Annotated in this window: 16 protein-coding genes; 10 read left to right on the top strand and 6 right to left on the bottom strand. The window is 71.7% G+C overall.

Annotated elements, in window-relative coordinates:
- Positions 1-70: 70 nt before the first annotated feature.
- From ACFQGL_RS17200 to ACFQGL_RS17160, 9 genes are all read left to right on the top strand, one after another.
- Positions 71-481 (top strand): DUF2267 domain-containing protein, encoded by a 411-nt coding sequence (locus ACFQGL_RS17200; protein WP_377512896.1) that lies wholly within the window; start codon positions 71-73, stop codon positions 479-481.
- Positions 482-701: 220 nt separating this feature from the next.
- Positions 702-1,724 carry a TerC/Alx family metal homeostasis membrane protein gene (locus ACFQGL_RS17195; protein ID WP_377512894.1) on the top strand — a complete coding sequence of 341 codons (1,023 nt, stop codon included), beginning with the start codon at positions 702-704 and terminating at the stop codon, positions 1,722-1,724.
- Between the two features lie 76 nt (positions 1,725-1,800).
- Positions 1,801-2,400 carry a sulfite oxidase-like oxidoreductase gene (locus tag ACFQGL_RS17190; protein WP_377512892.1) on the top strand — a complete coding sequence of 200 codons (600 nt, stop codon included), beginning with the start codon at positions 1,801-1,803 and terminating at the stop codon, positions 2,398-2,400.
- A 7-nt stretch (positions 2,401-2,407) separates the two neighbouring features.
- Positions 2,408-3,172: a ferredoxin reductase gene (locus ACFQGL_RS17185; protein ID WP_377513160.1), complete on the top strand. Its 765-nt coding sequence runs from the start codon at positions 2,408-2,410 to the stop codon at positions 3,170-3,172.
- Positions 3,173-3,235: 63 nt separating this feature from the next.
- Positions 3,236-3,529 (top strand): DUF6510 family protein, encoded by a 294-nt coding sequence (locus tag ACFQGL_RS17180; RefSeq protein WP_377512890.1) that lies wholly within the window; start codon positions 3,236-3,238, stop codon positions 3,527-3,529.
- A gap of 42 nt (positions 3,530-3,571) precedes the next feature.
- Positions 3,572-4,027: a hypothetical protein gene (locus ACFQGL_RS17175; RefSeq protein WP_377512888.1), complete on the top strand. Its 456-nt coding sequence runs from the start codon at positions 3,572-3,574 to the stop codon at positions 4,025-4,027.
- Between the two features lie 224 nt (positions 4,028-4,251).
- Positions 4,252-5,580 (top strand): toll/interleukin-1 receptor domain-containing protein, encoded by a 1,329-nt coding sequence (locus ACFQGL_RS17170; protein WP_377512886.1) that lies wholly within the window; start codon positions 4,252-4,254, stop codon positions 5,578-5,580.
- The gene (locus ACFQGL_RS17165) at positions 5,577-6,638 is read left to right on the top strand and encodes a hypothetical protein (protein ID WP_377512884.1); all 1,062 of its coding nucleotides are present in this window, start codon (positions 5,577-5,579) and stop codon (positions 6,636-6,638) included. The genes ACFQGL_RS17170 and ACFQGL_RS17165 overlap by 4 nt, the downstream gene beginning before the upstream one ends.
- A 90-nt stretch (positions 6,639-6,728) precedes the next feature.
- A complete protein-coding gene (locus tag ACFQGL_RS17160) occupies positions 6,729-7,286 on the top strand; it encodes a GNAT family N-acetyltransferase (RefSeq protein WP_377512882.1) in 558 nt (185 codons plus the stop codon).
- A gap of 27 nt (positions 7,287-7,313) precedes the next feature.
- Here the strand turns inward: ACFQGL_RS17160 and ACFQGL_RS17155 are convergent, their stop codons facing one another.
- The 3 genes from ACFQGL_RS17155 to ACFQGL_RS17145 all read right to left on the bottom strand — a co-directional run bounded on the left by ACFQGL_RS17155 (position 7,314) and on the right by ACFQGL_RS17145 (position 11,573).
- Positions 7,314-8,399, bottom strand: a complete 1,086-nt coding sequence (locus ACFQGL_RS17155; RefSeq protein ID WP_377512880.1) for a hypothetical protein — start codon at positions 8,397-8,399, stop codon at positions 7,314-7,316.
- A gap of 113 nt (positions 8,400-8,512) precedes the next feature.
- A complete protein-coding gene (locus tag ACFQGL_RS17150; protein ID WP_377512878.1) occupies positions 8,513-9,979 on the bottom strand; it encodes a M1 family metallopeptidase in 1,467 nt (488 codons plus the stop codon).
- A 145-nt stretch (positions 9,980-10,124) separates the two neighbouring features.
- Positions 10,125-11,573, bottom strand: coding sequence for a M20/M25/M40 family metallo-hydrolase (locus tag ACFQGL_RS17145; protein ID WP_377512876.1), 1,449 nt, complete (start codon positions 11,571-11,573; stop codon positions 10,125-10,127).
- 159 nt (positions 11,574-11,732) lie between these two features.
- Here ACFQGL_RS17145 and ACFQGL_RS17140 point away from each other — a divergent pair, with 159 nt between their 5' ends.
- Positions 11,733-13,034, top strand: coding sequence for an NAD(P)/FAD-dependent oxidoreductase (locus ACFQGL_RS17140; RefSeq protein WP_377512874.1), 1,302 nt, complete (start codon positions 11,733-11,735; stop codon positions 13,032-13,034).
- Between the two features lie 7 nt (positions 13,035-13,041).
- Here the strand turns inward: ACFQGL_RS17140 and ACFQGL_RS17135 are convergent, their stop codons facing one another.
- From ACFQGL_RS17135 to ACFQGL_RS17125, 3 genes are all read right to left on the bottom strand, one after another.
- Positions 13,042-14,136 carry an AI-2E family transporter gene (locus ACFQGL_RS17135; RefSeq protein ID WP_377512872.1) on the bottom strand — a complete coding sequence of 365 codons (1,095 nt, stop codon included), beginning with the start codon at positions 14,134-14,136 and terminating at the stop codon, positions 13,042-13,044.
- Positions 14,137-14,154: 18 nt separating this feature from the next.
- Positions 14,155-14,940, bottom strand: a complete 786-nt coding sequence (locus ACFQGL_RS17130; protein WP_377512870.1) for a spermidine synthase — start codon at positions 14,938-14,940, stop codon at positions 14,155-14,157.
- Positions 14,941-15,126: 186 nt separating this feature from the next.
- Positions 15,127-16,104: a DUF2267 domain-containing protein gene (locus tag ACFQGL_RS17125; RefSeq protein WP_377512868.1), complete on the bottom strand. Its 978-nt coding sequence runs from the start codon at positions 16,102-16,104 to the stop codon at positions 15,127-15,129.
- Positions 16,105-16,110: the final 6 nt, after the last annotated feature.

Raw genomic sequence — 16,110 nt, 5'->3', positions numbered from 1 at the left:
ATCCGGCGCCGTTTCCACCCGGCCACCGCGGGTACCCGCAGGCCCCGACGCGAGCCCGAGGGAGTACGCGATGAACTACGACACCTTCATCGACCAGGTTGCCCAGCGCACCCGGACTCCGTCCGAACAGGCGGTCGAGTTGACCAGGGCCGTGCTGGAGACGTTCGCCGAGCGGCTGACCGGGGGCGAGGTTCTGGACCTGGCGGCCCAGCTTCCCCGGCCGCTGCAGCTGGTGCTCAAGCCGCATCCGGGCATCGAGCAGGCGGATCGGTTCGGGGCGGCGGAGTTCGTCGCCCGGGTCGCGTTGCGCGCCGATGTGCAGGAGCCCGCGGCGCGGGACGCCGTACGGGCCGTCTTCACCACCCTGCGCGAGGCGATCAGCGGAGGCGAGTTCGACGACGTGGCCACCCAGCTACCGCGCGACTTCCGGGGCCTGGTGGAGCAGTCGATGGCCCCGGGAGCGACGTTGCGCCGCGGCTGATCGAGGCATTTCGGCAGGTCGCACACAGTGGTTGGTCAGGGCAACCATCGATGACCCGCTTGGCGTGGCGAATGGGCCTGGCCTAACCTTGCGGGTACGAGGGGAGTACTTCCCACGAACCATTCCGGTCAGTACGGCACGCCCGGCGTGCCTCGGGTGGTTGCCCATCTTCGATGGGTGAAGGAGACCTCGAACATGACACGGTGTTCGAGGAGGCCCCATGACCGCAGTGTCGTACCTGTCCGCAACCAGTGAGCTGTCGTCGGTCGGCACGCCCACCCTGTGGGCGTTGACCATCGTCGGCGTGATCCTCCTGCTGGTCCTGGACTTCCTGGTGACCCGCCGTCCGCACGAGGTGTCCATGCGGGAGGCGATCGGCTGGTCGGCGTTCTACATCGCCCTGCCGCTGGCGTTCGGCGCCTGGATATGGTCCCGCTACGGCTCCGAGCAGGGCGTGCAGTACCTCACCGGTTACCTGGTGGAAAAGTCGCTCTCGGTCGACAACCTCTTCGTCTTCATGCTGCTGCTGGCCGCGTTCGCGGTGCCGGCCGTACTCGCCCAGCGGGTGCTGCTCTACGGCATCGCCGGCGCGTTGGTGCTGCGCGCGGTCTTCATCGCGCTCGGTGCGGCGGCGTTGCAGACTCTCGACTTCGCGTTCCTGCTCTTTGCGATCATCCTCATCGCCACCGCGGTGAAGCTGCTGCGCGACGCCCTCTCCGGGCACCAGCAGGAAGTCGACATCAACAAGATGCGTTCGGTGCGGCTGCTGCGCAAGGTCATGCCGGTGGTCGACGAGTACCACAGCACCCGGATGACCGTGCGGCAGGGCGCGAAGCGGGCACTCACCCCGTTCGCCCTGGTGGTGGTCGCGGTGCTGGCCACCGATGTGGTCTTCGCCGTCGACTCGGTGCCGGCGGTCTACGGCATCACCGAGGACCCGTACCTGGTTTTCGCCACCAACGCGTTCGCCCTGCTCGGCCTGCGGGCGCTCTACTTCGTCCTGCACGCGGCGCTGAGCCGGCTGGTGCACCTCAGCTACGGCCTGGCCATCATCCTGGCGTTCATCGGGCTCAAGCTGGGCCTGCACTGGGCGCACGGGATCTGGAGCAGCGTGCCGCAGATCCCCACCCTCGCCTCGCTCGGCGTGATCATCGGGGTGCTGGTGGTGGTCACCCTGACCAGCCTGCGCGCCACCCGTGACGATCAGACCGAGCAGCGCGAGGTGGTGACCGAGCGGCACTGACCGCGCCGCGCCGGGGCAACAAGGGGGTACGCCGGAAAGGTCCCGCCCCGGCCGGCGCGGGTGGTACGACTGTGCAATGGGAATCGTGTCACCGGGCTTTCAAGGTCGGCCCCGTTCGCAGGAGACGGCCCTGCCGCCTGGGCAGTACCTGACCGAGGACTTTCCGGTGCTCTCGGCCGGCCCGACGCCCCGGGTGTCGCTGGACACCTGGGAGTTCGTCCTCGCCGCCGAGAACGGCGCCGAGTACCGGTGGTCGTGGCAGGAGCTGATGGCGCTGCCACAGGAGACGCCGACGGTGGACATCCACTGCGTCACCCGCTGGTCCAAGTTCGGCACCACCTGGCAGGGCGTCTCGCTGGACACCCTGCTCGACGGCGTGGACACCGGCGCGCACTTCGCACTCGCGCAGTCCTACGGCGGGTACACCACGAACCTGCCGCTGGACGACCTGCGCGGCGGCCAGGCTTGGGTGGTGCACACCTTCGAGGGGGCGCCGCTGGCCCCCGAGCACGGCGGGCCGGCCCGGCTGCTGGTGCCGCACCTGTACTTCTGGAAGTCCGCCAAGTGGGTGCGCGGCATCCAGCTCAAGACGATGGACGAGCCGGGGTTCTGGGAGACCGCCGGCTACCACGACTACGGCGACCCGTGGCGCGAACAGCGGTACCAGGGTGACTGAGCGCGCGGTGGCGACCGGCACCCCGGCGCGTACGCCGATCCGGTGGCAGGTCGGCCGGCTGGTGCAGCGCCGGGTGGAGACGCCGAGCGCGCAGACCCTGGTGCTGGAGGTGCCGGACTGGTCGGGGCACCTGCCCGGGCAACACGTCGACCTGCGGCTGACCTCGTCGGACGGCTACCAGGCGGCCCGGTCGTACTCGGTGGCCGGGCCGGTGGTCGACGGTCCGGGTGGCCCGCGGATCGAGGTGACCGTGCAGCGGGTGCCCGACGGCGAGGTGTCGCCGTACCTGACCGACACCTACCGCGAGGGTGACCCGGTGGAGGTACGCGGCCCGCTCGGCGGCTGGTTCATCTGGCGGCCGGAGGAGACCGCGCCGGTGCAGTTGCTCGCCGGCGGCTCCGGCATCGTGCCGCTGATGGCGATGATCCGCGCGCGTCGGTTGGTCGGCAACCGGGTGCCGTTCCGGCTGCTCTACTCGGTGCGCACCCCGACCGACGTGATCTACGCCGACGAGCTGCGCCGCCGGGTCCGCGACGACTTCGGGCTGGACGTGGCGTACGTCTACACCCGCGAGGTGCCCGAGGGATGGCGCGGCGAGCCGCACCGGATCGGGCTGGCCGACGTGAACACCCACGGCTGGCCGCCGGACCTGGAACCCCTGACCTACGTCTGCGGCCCGACCGGGTTCGTGGAGACCGTGGCCGACCTGCTGGTGGGGCTGGGCCACCCGTCGCGGCGGGTGAAGACCGAGCGTTTCGGCCCCACCGGCTGACCGCACCCACCCGGACCACACCCACCCGGACCGCACCCGCCCGCGCTACGTCGAGGAGACCCGATGACCGAGATGTCGTACCTGGACGGCAACATGCTCGACGGCCCGCTGCGCGAGCTGTTCGCCGTCGACCTGAGCACCGCGATGGGTCGCTGCGAGAACTGCGGGATGGTCGGCTCGATGGCCAGCCTGCACGTCTTCTCGCACGCCCCGGGCCTGATCGCGCGTTGCCCGTCCTGCGAAGAGGTGATGCTGCGCCTGGTGCGGGGCCCGGACCAGGCCTGGCTGGACCTGCGCGGCACCACCTTCCTCCAGGTCCCGATGCCGATGGAACAGGCACACCCGAGCCCGCTGTAACGGCTCGGGCCGTGCTCGCGCGGCTGGGGCAGACTGGGCCGGGTGAGCACCGGTCGGTGGCGTGGCGTACCACGCGCGGTACGACTCGTCGTGTCGGTCGCCGTGCTGGTCTTCTGCTACGGCACCGTGGTCCACGTACTCCAGTTGCTCGTGCCGGAGCTCGCGCCGCAGCTCACCATGCCGGGGTGGCTCACGTTCTACTTCACGTCCCTGACACTGTGCGATCCACTGGCGGCGCTCCTGCTGGCGGCTCGCCGGGTGCAGGGGCTGACGCTGGGCTGTGTCGTGCTGGCGACCGACGCGGCGGCCAACGGGTACGCCAACTACGTGCTGGACCCGGCGGTCGGCGTCACCCCGGGCCGCGTCGGGCAGGCCGTCATCACCGCCCTCGCCGTAGCCCTCGTCTCGCTCACCCCGTGGCTGGCCCCCTGGCTGTACCGGGGACGTGATCCGCGCCCGCGTCAGTCGGGTGGGTCCGGGCGGCGCTACGCCGCCTGATCGTGCCCGATCATGGATCTGGTGGTATCTGGCGACGTGCGAGGCCACTAGATCCCTGATCGAGCACGAGTGCGACGGGCCGTGGGGCGCGCTGTGCCTGTCCCCGGGGTATCGGCCGACGGGACGGGTACGACTTCCATCGGCGAGCACCACCCTCTGATCGGAGGTGGTCGCTGGGCCGGGTGGTTGTTGACGCCCGTGGGCGCCCTTGCGATGGTCACCGGGTGACCGCTGCCAGCGATCGTCCCAACCTCAAGGTGTTCCTCAGCCACCGATACCGCTCCTCCGCGGTGAACCTGCGGCTCTTCGACCTGATCGACGAGGTCGCCGACGTGCAGTTCGAGGTGGATCGCGGGTTGCGGGCGACCAGCACCACCCGGTTGGAACGCATGATCCGTGACGTGGACATGTTCATCGGGATGTACTCGTTGAGCGACGATCCGTTCGAGCGGCCACCGGCAAAGGACCTGGCGCGAGCCACCCGATACTTCAAACTCGAACTCGACATGGCGGTACGGAGTCGCAAGCCGGCGATCATGTTCGTTGACCGGAGGTTCGGGCAGACGCTGCACGAGCAGTCGGGGGTACTCAGCCGTCGCTACTCGGTGCAGGAGCTGCTCAGCTCGGGGATGGGGACGGCCCGGCGACGCCTCAGTGACGAGTTCGCGGCCTTCTGCCGGTCGACAGGCAACCTCGCCGCCAGCCGGGTGGCGCGTGACGCCGACGCGGTGGGGCTGCTCGGGCCGCCCGGGAGCAAGGTGGCGTCGGCCGCGGAGGCCGCTGCCGAGACGTTCGGCTATGCCGTGGAGCGCCTGCCGTGGCCGGTCGCCATCGGCGGCGCCTTCGTCGAGCAGTTGCGCCGGTGCGACTGGGTGCTCGCCGACATGAGTGACCTGTCGGTGGCGACCGCGGTGGCGTTCCTGCGCGGCCAGGCGATCCCCGTCCTGCGTATCGGGCGGGTGGACGGGCCACCGGACGGCGTGGTCGACGAGATGGTCTACGGCGAACTCGCCGCGCACTACTCCAAGGACGTCGTTCGGTGGAGCGATGCCGACCAACTGCGGATCGACCTGGAGGAGCGCATCGGGCAGGTCCTCAGTGAACCGCAGCTCATCGACGACCGGGCCAACGCCCAGGCCTACTTCCGGTCCGCAGCCAAGCTCAACCACCTGGTGTTCCTCAGCTACGCCCAGGAGGACCATGAGTACGCCGACCAGATCGGCGCCGAGCTCGGCGGCGCGTTCCAGGAGGTGTTCGACTATCGCAAGCCGGCCGCCCTGCCGCACGGGACACAGTGGCTCGAACACATGCTGGCGAGTCTGGCCACCGCGGCGGTCGGGGTGCCGCTGCTGTCCAAGAGCTATGTGGCGAGCTCGTACTGCATGGAGGAGGGACGACGGATGATGGACGCCTCCCTCGCCGGGCGTATGCGGGTGTTCCCGGTGGTGCTGGAAGATCACACGACGGACCTGTTCAGCCAGCTCGAGTACCGCCGCGCCCGTCGCATGTCGCCCGCCGAGATCGTCGCGGGCATCGTGCGGGAGCTGGCGTGAGCGCGCCGACGATCGCCGTGGTCGGCAGCGTGGTGGTGGGGCGGACCTACGATCCGCCGTTGCGCGACGGGACCGTCGGCCTCGCCGCGGCCGAGGAGATCGGGCGCGAGCTGGCCGAGCGCGGATGCCGACTGGTGGTGTTCAGCAGCGACGAGGACTTCATCGAGGCCGCCGCGGTGCGCGGCTACGCCGGCTCGGACCAGGCGCGACCGGGTTCCATCGAGGTCCGTGGTCCGTACCGGACCGACCACGCGGGCTTTCCCGAGGCCCAGCACCGGCCGGAACTCTTCGACGCCCGGCCCGAACCCACGGCCGACTGGGAGGTGTCGTTCTACCGGGCGCTGCTGCACGTCGACGGGATCCTGCTCGTCGGTGGCGGCCGCTCGACGTTCATCGCCGGGCTCATCGCGCTGTCCCGGCGGATAGCGGTGGCACCGGTCGGTACGTTCGGTGGCGCTGCGGAGAAGACCTGGCAACGTCTGCACGGTGAGCCGGACGCGGCGACGGAGGAGGACCTCTCCGCGCTGGTTGGCCCATGGCGTTCCGGCTCGGCCAGGACGGTCGTCGCGTCGTTGCTGCGGCAGCACGAGCGACGGCTGACCGAGCGGGAACGGTTGCGCCGGCAGACGGACACTGAGGCCCGTCGCCGTGCGCGGAGTCTGGTCGCCGCGCTGGTCTTCCTGCTGGCCGGCCTCGCCACGCTCCCCGCGAACGTCGCCTGGCGGCCCGGTACGTGGGCGGCGGTGGCGCTGCTCGTCGCCGGACCGTTGTCCGCGGCGATGTGTGGGGCACTGATCCGCAACGCCTTCGACGAGGCCGGCGAGTGGCTGCGGGCGGCGGTGTTCGGCGCGGCCGCCGGCGCGCTGTCCGCGGTGCTGTTCATCGCGGCGCAGCTCGCCACAAATCCGGACCTGCTCAAGGGGGACAGCGCCGCCCGGCTCGGTTATTTCGTGGTGCCCGTCGGGTTCGCGGCCGGGCTCGCCTTCGACGGCGTACTGGCGAAACTGCGTGGCACCGACGTGGTGCAGACGACGCCGATCGACGCCGGGACGCGGTGACCGGTCCGCGCCCGCAGGATCATGGCGTGCGCACCGCGGCCCGCGAGCCGGTTGGACAGGGGCCGGGTCGGTCGGTCAGAGTGTTCCGCCGTGAGATACCTGCGTACCGGCGGGCCCGCCGCCATCCGTCGACCCCGGCCCAGCGACGCCGAGGAGTTCCTCGCGGCGGCGCGGCGGAGTCGGGACCTGCACCACCCGTGGTTGGCCGCGCCGGAGACCCCGGAGGAGTACGAGCGCTACCTGAGCCGGATCCGCCGCCGGGACAGCGCCGGCTACCTGATCTGCGACCGGGCCAGCGGTGAGATCGCCGGCTACGTGAACATCAGCGGGATCGTGCTGGGCGCGCTGCGCGGGGGCTTCCTGGGGTACGCGGCGTTCCTGCCGTACAGCGGCACCGGGCACGCCTCGGCGGGGGTCGCCCTGGTCATCGACCACGCGTTCAACTCGGCCGGGCTGCACCGGCTGGAGGCGAACATCCAGCCGGGCAACGAGCCGTCCCGGCGGGTGGCCCGCAAGCTGGGCTTCCGTTTGGAGGGCTTCTCCCCGGACTACCTGTTCATCGACGGCGCGTGGCGGGACCACGAGCGCTGGGCCATCACCGCGCCAGCACCCACCGAGACGGCCAACACCGCGACGGCGGCGACCTGAGAAGGCCGCCGCCGGCGCGGCTCGGCGCTACAGCCGGGAGGTGAAGGTGGCCAGGAACCGGTGCGGGGTGACCACCCCGGCGTTGTCGAAGCAGATGACGTCGACGTCCGCGTTGGTGGTGTACGTCCAGGGCTGGGTGAGGTGGCAGTAGTTGCTGCCCGGGCCCTGCGCCACCACCTGGGCGTGCGTCTCCTTGATCCCGATCTGCGGGAAGGTCGCCAGGTAGCGGCCGGCGGGCACCAGCGGCGCCACCGTGTTCGCGCCCACGCCGAGGATCGAGTTGTCGTTGGTCGGCCCGCCGACGGCGGTGCCCAGGTAGCCGAAGTACGACGGCGGGGCGAGCGAGCCGATCACCGGGCGCCGGCGGTGGTACGAGAGGGCGAAGTCGGAGTTGATCAGCGCGCCGGCCTGGTCGTAGCAGAAGACGTACACCTGCACGTCGGTGCCGACGGCGTTCCACGAGTAGACCTTGCACCGGCGCGGTCCGGCGTTCGGCTGCACGGCGGTGACCTGCACGTCACCGGCGAGCAGCCCGGCCAGCCCCACCCCGGGCAGGCGTACCAGGTACTGCCCGACGCCGAGCGGCCCGACCGTGTTCACCACACCCGTGGAGTTGTACGACTGCACCAGGACGCCGCCACCCCACTGCACGTAGGCGTGCGTGCTGGTGGCCGGCACCACCCCTGAGCTGGTCGTCCAGAGGACGGTGAACGGGGTGTCCTCACGCGTACCGCCGGGCTTGTGGCACTGCACGTCGACGATCTCGTCGGTGCCGGACTGGAACCAGCGGACCACCTCGCAGTAGTGCCCGGTCCGGTTCACCGGGGTCACGTGCGGCACGCCGCGCGAACTGGTACCCACCTGCGGGAATCGCACCTGGAACCGGCCGGGCGCGAGCTTCACGCCGTCGGCCCAGGCGGCCGGGAACGCGGTCTTCCAGCTACCCCACTGCCGGGTGGTGTCCAGCACGGTCCAGACCGGCACGGTGGGGTCCTTGACGTACGCGAAACCCCAGCGGTCGGCGGTGGCCGCCGCGGCCGGGGTCGGTGGGGCCAGCGCGCTGGCCGCCAGGACGGCGGCCAGCGCGGCGGTGACGATTGACCGAAGACGCATCTGTTCCTCCACTCGACGGGAGCATGTCGGGGAGGAGTGTGCGGGCGGTCACGCCTTGGTCACAATGATGTATGTCAATATCCGGCTGTCGGGAGTGAGTCAGCGGCCGACCGTCACTGCGGCAGTGGACCGGTCTCCGCCGGCGTGGTCGGCGAGTCCAGCCACGTGTCGATCAGCGCGGTGAAGTCGTGGCCGGTCTTCTGGTTGACGTACGCGGTGAACGACGCCCGGGTCTGCTGGGTGTGCAGGTTCTCCTGGACCCAACCGCGCGCCAGCGCGAAGAACCGGTCGTCGCCGAGGGCCTGGTGCAGTTGCCGGAGCATGGCCGCCGCGCAGACGTAGACGTTGGTCGAGCCGAACTCGGCCGGGTCGGGTTTGGCCGGCGGTCCGTACTCCTTCCGTAGCTCTGCGTCCCTCTGCCGGCTGCTGCGGACGAGTTCGGCCTTGGTGACCTTGTAGGCGTCCCGCGCGTAGAGCTGCTGTGCGTAGAGGGCCCAGCCCTCGTTGAGCCACATGTCGCGCCAGTCGGTGAGCGTGACGGCGTCGCCGAACCAGTGGTGCGCGTACTCGTGCAGGGTGTTCAGGTCGAAGGTCCGATCGCCGCGCAGCGGCTGCGCCTCGCCCAGGGTGACCATCTGCTGGGTCTCCATCGCCGAGGCCGACTCGACCATCACGAGCCCGGCCGACTCGAACGGGTACGGGCCGAAGTGCTCCTCCAGCCAGGTCAGGAACGTCGGCGACCGCTTGAACATCGGCAGGAATCTCGCGTCCTTGTCCCGGTACCAGGTGGTGACCGGGATACCACGCGGGCCGGTGGCCTTGAGCGTGCGGTACCTGCCGACGGCGAGGGTCGTCAGGTAGGACGCCACCGGTACCGTGCTGCGGTACCGGAACGTGGTGCCGTCCTGGCCCACCGGAGTGCCGCTGGCGATCCCCGACCAGCCCTTGGGCGCCGTCACCGCGATGTCGTAGAGCGCCTCGTCGGACGGGTGGTCGTTGACCGGGTACCAGGTGAACGCCCCGAACGGCTCCTGCATCGTCCAGAGGCCGCCGTCGCTGTCGATGGTCAACCCGAGCGGGTGGGCGTCGCCGCGCTTGGTCGGCCACGCGGTGGTCGAGGGCTTGCCGTGATAGCCGACCACCAGCGTGATCGGGACGTCCGCACGGACCGGGGTCTCGACCACGAGCTTCTCGCGGACGACCGCGCCGGTGGCCGCCTTGCCGTCCACGGTCACCGTGTCGTTGGCGTACGGCATGAAGTCCAAGCTCACCGAGGGCGCGTCGCGGGTCGGGCGGATCTGCACGGTGGCAGTGCCGGTGAGCGTGCGCTTGCTGGGGGACCAGCTCAGCTCCAGCCCGTAGTGCAGCACGTCGACGGCGTCGGTGCCGCGCTCCGGGTAGAGCGGGTCGACGACCGGCGTGGAGCGGCCCGCCGCCCACGCCGCGTACGGTCCCGACGTCAGGCCCGGGCTGCTGGCGGACGGGGACGCTCCGGCCGCCGGTGGAGCCGGAGGGTCGGCCGTGCAGCCGCCGAGCAGTGCGATGGTCGCGAGCATGGCGATGGAGGTTCGGTGACGCACGTGTCTGCTCCGAGGGTCGGGGACCGGTACCCGCGTTCAACGCGGTGGGCCCGACCGGACGTTGTCGGCACCAGATTTCGAGCTTGTGAATTCGCTGAACACGCGGCCGGGGCGGTCGGAGGGACCGCCGCCGGCCGCTCGTCGCTCAGCTGCCGGGACGGGGGAACGCGACCGGGCTGCGCAGGCCGTCGCGGCTCACCGCCCGGATGCCGAAGAAGACGTTGTCCTTGGACAGGTCGATGCTGACCTCGGTGACGTCGCCGACCCCGATCACCCGCTGCCACTCGGCGGCCGTGGTCTCCCGCCACACCACCTCGTAGCCGGCCAGGTCCGGTTCGTCGCCGCGCTGCCAGCGCAACGTGGTGTTGTTGGTCAGGTCGGTGGTCACGATGATGGCGGCCTTGGGTGTGCCGGGCGCCTGGGCCAGCGACCAGAGCGCCGCCGCGTTGACCCGCGCCACCCGTGCGATGTACCCGAAGTCGCAGAACTCCGGCAGGTCACCGAACTGCTGCCCGTCCTGCACCCGGACGTCCTGGTGTTGGTGGGCGAAGTCCTCGTTCGGCTCGGTGAACCTCGCCGCCGGCCAGCCCTCGCGCAGGAACGAGATGTGGTCGCTGCCGCGCAGGTAGCGGTCCCGCCGGTAGATCACCCGTACCCGCATCCCGGTGCTGTCGTTCTCCGCCACGTCCCGCACGAATCGGGCGAGCTGTCGCGACGACGAGTCGTTCTCGCCGCCGACGGACTGCCGGGTGCTCGCCTCGGCCGGGGTCTCCGCCGTCGGCACGCCCTCGGCGAACAGCCGCACCGCGTACGGGTCCCGGGTGCCGTCGTCGGCCGTGCTGCTGCCCACGATGTCGTCGCTGAACATGCCCTGCACGTCCGCTCCGGCCGCCTTGAGCTGCTGGGCCAGGTACGCCGAGCCGTACAGCCCCTGCTCCTCGGCGGCGACCGCGGCGAACACGATGGTGGCGGCGGTGGGCCGGCTCGCCATCAACCGGGCCAGCTCCAGGACCACGGCCACCCCGGAGGCGTCGTCGTCGGCGCCGGGCGCGTCGCTGACCGCGTCCATCACGTCGGTGACCCGGGAGTCGTAGTGTCCGGTCACCACGTAGGTGCGGTTCGGCGACGTCTGCCCACGCAGGGTGGCCACCACATTGGTGATCCGGGTCGCGGTGGGGATCCGCGACGCCGGCTCCTGGATGTACGACTGGAGTTCGACCGTCATCCGGCCGCCGGAGGTGGCCGCGTACTCCTGGAGGCGGGCGAAGATCCAGTCCCGGGCGGCGCCGATGCCCCGCTGCGGGTCGTCCTGGCTGGAAAGGGTGTGCCGGGTGCCGAACGCGGCCAGCCGACGCACGATGGCCTCGATCCGCCGGGGGTCGACCTGGCGCAGCAGGTCGCGCAGCTCACGATCGGGTCGCTGGGCTCGGGTCGCGCGGCCGGGGCCGGCGGGCGGTGCGTCGGCGGTGGCCGGCGCGGCGAGCGCGGGCACCGCCACGGTGGCGGCAGTCGCCGCGGTGGCGGCGGCCGAGGCGGACAGGAAGGTGCGGCGAGTGGACCTCGTGGGCCGGTCGCCGATGTCGTCAGATCCCATTCCGGCATCCTGCCCATCGATGGTGGTGGCTGTCCATATCGTCGGGCGTGGATGCTGTGCGCCTCCTGGTGGCGCGTCACGCCGGTCAGGATCGGGCGTCTCGCCTGAAGTGCCGGTTGTTCGACGTTTGTCCGGGGCTTGGGTGGGAAACGGCCGGCAATGACGAAACCTCGTGTGGTGATCGTGGGGGCCGGGTTCGCGGGTTACCACGCGGCGAAGACGTTGAGTCGGATCGCCCGGGACAAGGCCGAGATCGTGGTGCTGAACTCCACCGACTACTTCCTCTATCTGCCGCTGCTGCCCGAGGTGGCGGCCGGGGTGGTCGAGCCCAAACGGATCGCGGTGCCGCTGACCGGGACGCTCAAGGGCGTACGGGTGGTGATCGGCGAGGCGGACCACGTCGACCTGCAGAACCGTTGGGTCGGCTTCACCCAGGCCGAGGGGGACAAGAACCGTCTGGCGTACGACCGGCTGGTGCTCGCCGTGGGCAGCGTCAACAAGCTGCTGCCGATCCCCGGGGTGACCGAGTACGCGCACGGCTTCCGCGGCCTGCCCGAGGCCGTCTACCTGCACGACCACATCGTGCGCCAGATCGAACTGGCCGAGCAGGCCGAGGACCCGGCCGAGCAGCAGGCCCGCGCCACGTTCGTGGTGGTCGGCGCGGGCTACACCGGCACCGAGGTGGCCGCGCACGGGCAGCTCTTCACCGACGCGCTGCACGCCCAACGCCCCCGGCTCACCGTGCGCCCCCGCTGGCTGCTGCTCGACGTCGCCGCCCGGGTGCTGCCCGAGTTGGACAAGCGGATGTCGGACACGTCGCACAAGGTGCTCAACCGGCGTGGGGTGGACGTACGGATGGGCACCTCGGTGGCCGAGGCGACCGCCGACGGGGTGAAGCTCACCGACGGCGAGTACGTGCCGACCTGCACGCTGGTCTGGTGCGTGGGGGTACGCCCCGACCCGTTCGTCAACGAGCTGGGCCTGCGTACCGAGAAGGGCCGGCTGGTGGTCGACGAGTTCCTGAACGTCCCCGGCTACCCCGAGGTGTACGCCTGCGGCGACGCCTCCGCGGTGCCCGACCTGACCCACCCGGGGGAGGTCTGCGCGATGACCGCCCAGCACGCCCAGCGGCAGGGCAAGCTCGCCGCGCACAACATCGCCGCGTCGTACGGCTTCGGACGGCGCAAGCCGTACCGGCACCACGACCTGGGCTGGGTGGTCGATCTGGGTGGCAAGGACGCGGCGGCGAACCCGTTGCACGTCAACCTGGCCGGGCTGCCGGCCAAGGCGGTCACCCGGGCGTACCACCTGATGGCGATGCCGGGCAACCGCACGCGGGTCGGCGCGGACTGGGCGCTGGACGCCGCGCTACGCCGGCCGGCCGTCCAGCTCGGCCTGGTCCCGGCGAACGCGGTCCCGTTGGAGAGCACCTCGCCCGAGGTGGCGTTCCGGGGCCGCTGAGCGCCGGTCAGCGTTGGTCGGCGGGTGGGGTCGGCGAGGTCGGGTGCAGGCGGTTCGGACCGTACTCGCGCAGCAGGGTCTGGATGATGCCGGCGGCGGGGATGGCCAGCAAGGCGCCGAGCAGGCCGGCCAGCTCCGCCGCCAGCAACACGCTGACCAGCACGGTCAGCGGGTTGAGCTGGACCGCGCGGGCCAGGATGACCGGTTGCAGCAGGTGGTTCTCCACCTGCTGGTAGACCACGAAGAAGACCAGCACCACCACCCCGGCGACGGGCGAGTGCAGGAAACCGGCCCCGGCGGCGATCACCGCGCCGAGCGTCGCGCCGACCAGCGGGATCAGGTCGGCCACCGCGACCAGCAGGGCGATCACGGCGGCGAACGGTACTCCGGTCAGGGCCAGCACGAGATAGGTCAACAGCCCACAGATCACGCTGATCAGCAGGTTGCCCGTGAGATAGCCGGTGACGCTGCGGGACACCTCGCGCCCCACCCGGCGCAGCCGCTGGCCGTGCCCGTCCCCGGCCGCCGCGAGCAGGCCGCGGGTGATCCGCGGCGCCTCCAACACCATGAGGTACGCCAGCACGATGACCGTGACCAGCCCGGCGACCGTCTCCAGGACGCCACGCAGTACGCCGACCGCGGGTTGGCGCAGCCGCGTACCGAAGGCGCGGAGCTGGTCGGAGTGTTCGGCGAGGTACCGCCGGGCGCCGGTGCGCTCCAGGGTCTGCCCGATCGGGCCGCGACCGGCGCGCGCGTCGCGGAGCAACTCCGGTGCCCGATCGGCGAACCGGCCCAGCTCGTCGATCAGCGGCACCACGATGAGGGCACCCAGGATCGCCAGCACCGCGAACGTGGCGAGGAACACCAGCAGCGTGGCCAGCGACCGCCGCCGCACGAACCGGCGTTGCAGTCGATCCACCAGCGGCTTGAGCGCGACGGCGAAGAACGCGGCGACCACCACCCAGACCAGTACTCGGCGGGTCGCGTACACGAAGGCCAGCGCGAGTGCGGTCGCCAGCACCAGACCGATCACGATCAGGGTCCGGCGGGCGGTCACCCGATCGTCGGCGGCGCTCACCCGCCGCGCCTTCCCCTTGCTCACCTCGGGAAACCCGAAGAATCAGTGCTGGTCGGCGTCCGTCAGGGGTTGGGCGCCGGCGACGAAGGTGTCGAGTGCGGCGGCGTGCAGCAGCCCGCCCGGCACCGGGTCGCGCAGCGCGGCCACCGCCATCCGGGCCACCGGCAGCCCACCGGGCCGGGACGTCGCGGCGAGCACGACGTTGCCGTACCGCCGGCCGCGCAGCATCCGCCGGTCGCCGAGCACGCACACGTCGGCGAAGACCGCCCGCAGCGTCGCCACCTGCACCCTGGTGCCGACCAGGGGCGGCAGGTCGGTGACGTTGACCAGGTACAGCCCGTCCGGGCGCAGCGTACGGGCCACCTCGGCGGCGAACTCCACGGTGCGTACGTGTCGCGGCATCCTCGCCGCCCGGTAGATATCGGCGATCACCAGGTCGTACCGGTCGGCCGGGGTGGCGGTGACCGCGTCCCGGGCATCGGCGACCTCCACCCGTACCTCCGGCGGCAGCGGCGGCAGCTCGCGGGCCACCAGCTCGACCACCGCCGCGTCCCGCTCGACGACCCGCTGCCGGGAGCCGGGCCGGGTGGCGGCCAGCCAGCGCGGCACCGTCAACGCCCCGCCGCCCAGGTGCAGCACGCTCAGTGGGACGCCTGCCGGTGCCGCCAGGTTCGCCGCCGAGGCGATCCGCCGCACGTACTCGAAGTGCAGGTGTCGGGGATCCTCGACGTCCACGTATGACTGTTCGACGCCGGCGGAGAGCAGTGTGCGCCCGGTCCGGCGGACCGGATCGACGACCAGTTCGAGCCGGTCGGCGGCCTGGTTCATGATCGGCACGCTAGCCGAGCCGCCGGGGCATCCGTGTGGTGGCCCGGCCGGGTACGGCTGGCGGGCGGGGGGGGGGGGGGGGGGCGCCCCCCCCCCCCCCCCGGCCCCCGGCCGGGGCCCGGCGGCCGCCCCGGCGGAGCGGGGAGTGCCCCGCGTCCGCCGGCCCGCGCACGCTGGTGTCGCCGGTCAGCCGCCGGCCATCCCGGCTCCCACCTCGTCGATCGCGTCGTCGATCTGGTGGGCGAGGTCCACGTCGAGCGCGGTCACGCCGTCGGCGTGGTTGGTCCGTACCGACAGCACGGCGGCCGTGTCGCCCGGTCGCCCGATGCTCGGGCCGCGCCCGTTCTCCACACGCAACTGGTCCAGCCGGTCGAGCACCCGGTCCAGGTTGTCCGGCGGCAGCGCGACTACCCGGTACAGGGCCTCGCTGTCACCGGTCCAGTACGGCAGGTCGTCCAGGGCCGCCTGGATCTCGGCGTCGTCCAGGGTGGGTGTGGTGGTGGAGGCGCCGACGATGCCGCCGCCGGCCTCGGGCGGGTTCAGCAGGTCCCGCAGGCCGTCGGGCACGTGCAGCGACTCGACCAGGTCACCGTCGTGGTCGGCGAGCGCGGCGAGCGTCGCCTCCGCCTGGTAGCGGGCCTGCTCCGGCGTACGGCCGCTGATCCGGCCCACCTCGGCCAGGAAGCCGGGCAGGTCCCGGTGCCGCTCGATGCCGTCGACGGGCAGCACGTCGTGCAGTGATGTCGGCACCGCGTTGAGCAGGCGCTGCCGCTCGGCCGCCTCCAGGGCGAAGGCCAGGACCAGCACCGTCGCCTCGGTACCCACCTTGGCGGTCTTGAAGTCGACGCCGGATCGGCGTCGGACGTCGTCGACCAGATCGTGGTAGCCGAGGCCGCTCAGCCCCGCCGCGCCGACGTCCGGCGACGGTTGTGGTCGGGGATTGTCCGCAACCCCGACCGCTGGCGGTGCCGGTCCGCCGCGCGTGCTGTCCGGCTTGTGCCGTCCGGCCGGTGGCGGGCCGGCCCGCTTGCCCTGATCGAGGCTGGTGAGCTGCTTGGAGGCGCTCAGGCTGGCGCCGAACTCGCTGGGCTGGCGGCCCTGTTCGCGGGCCTGCCGGGCGAGCGCCCGACGCCGCTGGTTGTCGCCCTCCATCTGCTTGCGCATGGTGAC

This window comes from Micromonospora vulcania, assembly GCF_042658605.1.
In the GTDB taxonomy this organism is placed as follows: Bacteria; Actinomycetota; Actinomycetes; order Mycobacteriales; family Micromonosporaceae; genus Micromonospora; species Micromonospora vulcania.
This window is presented reverse-complemented; position numbering and strand designations above follow the sequence as displayed.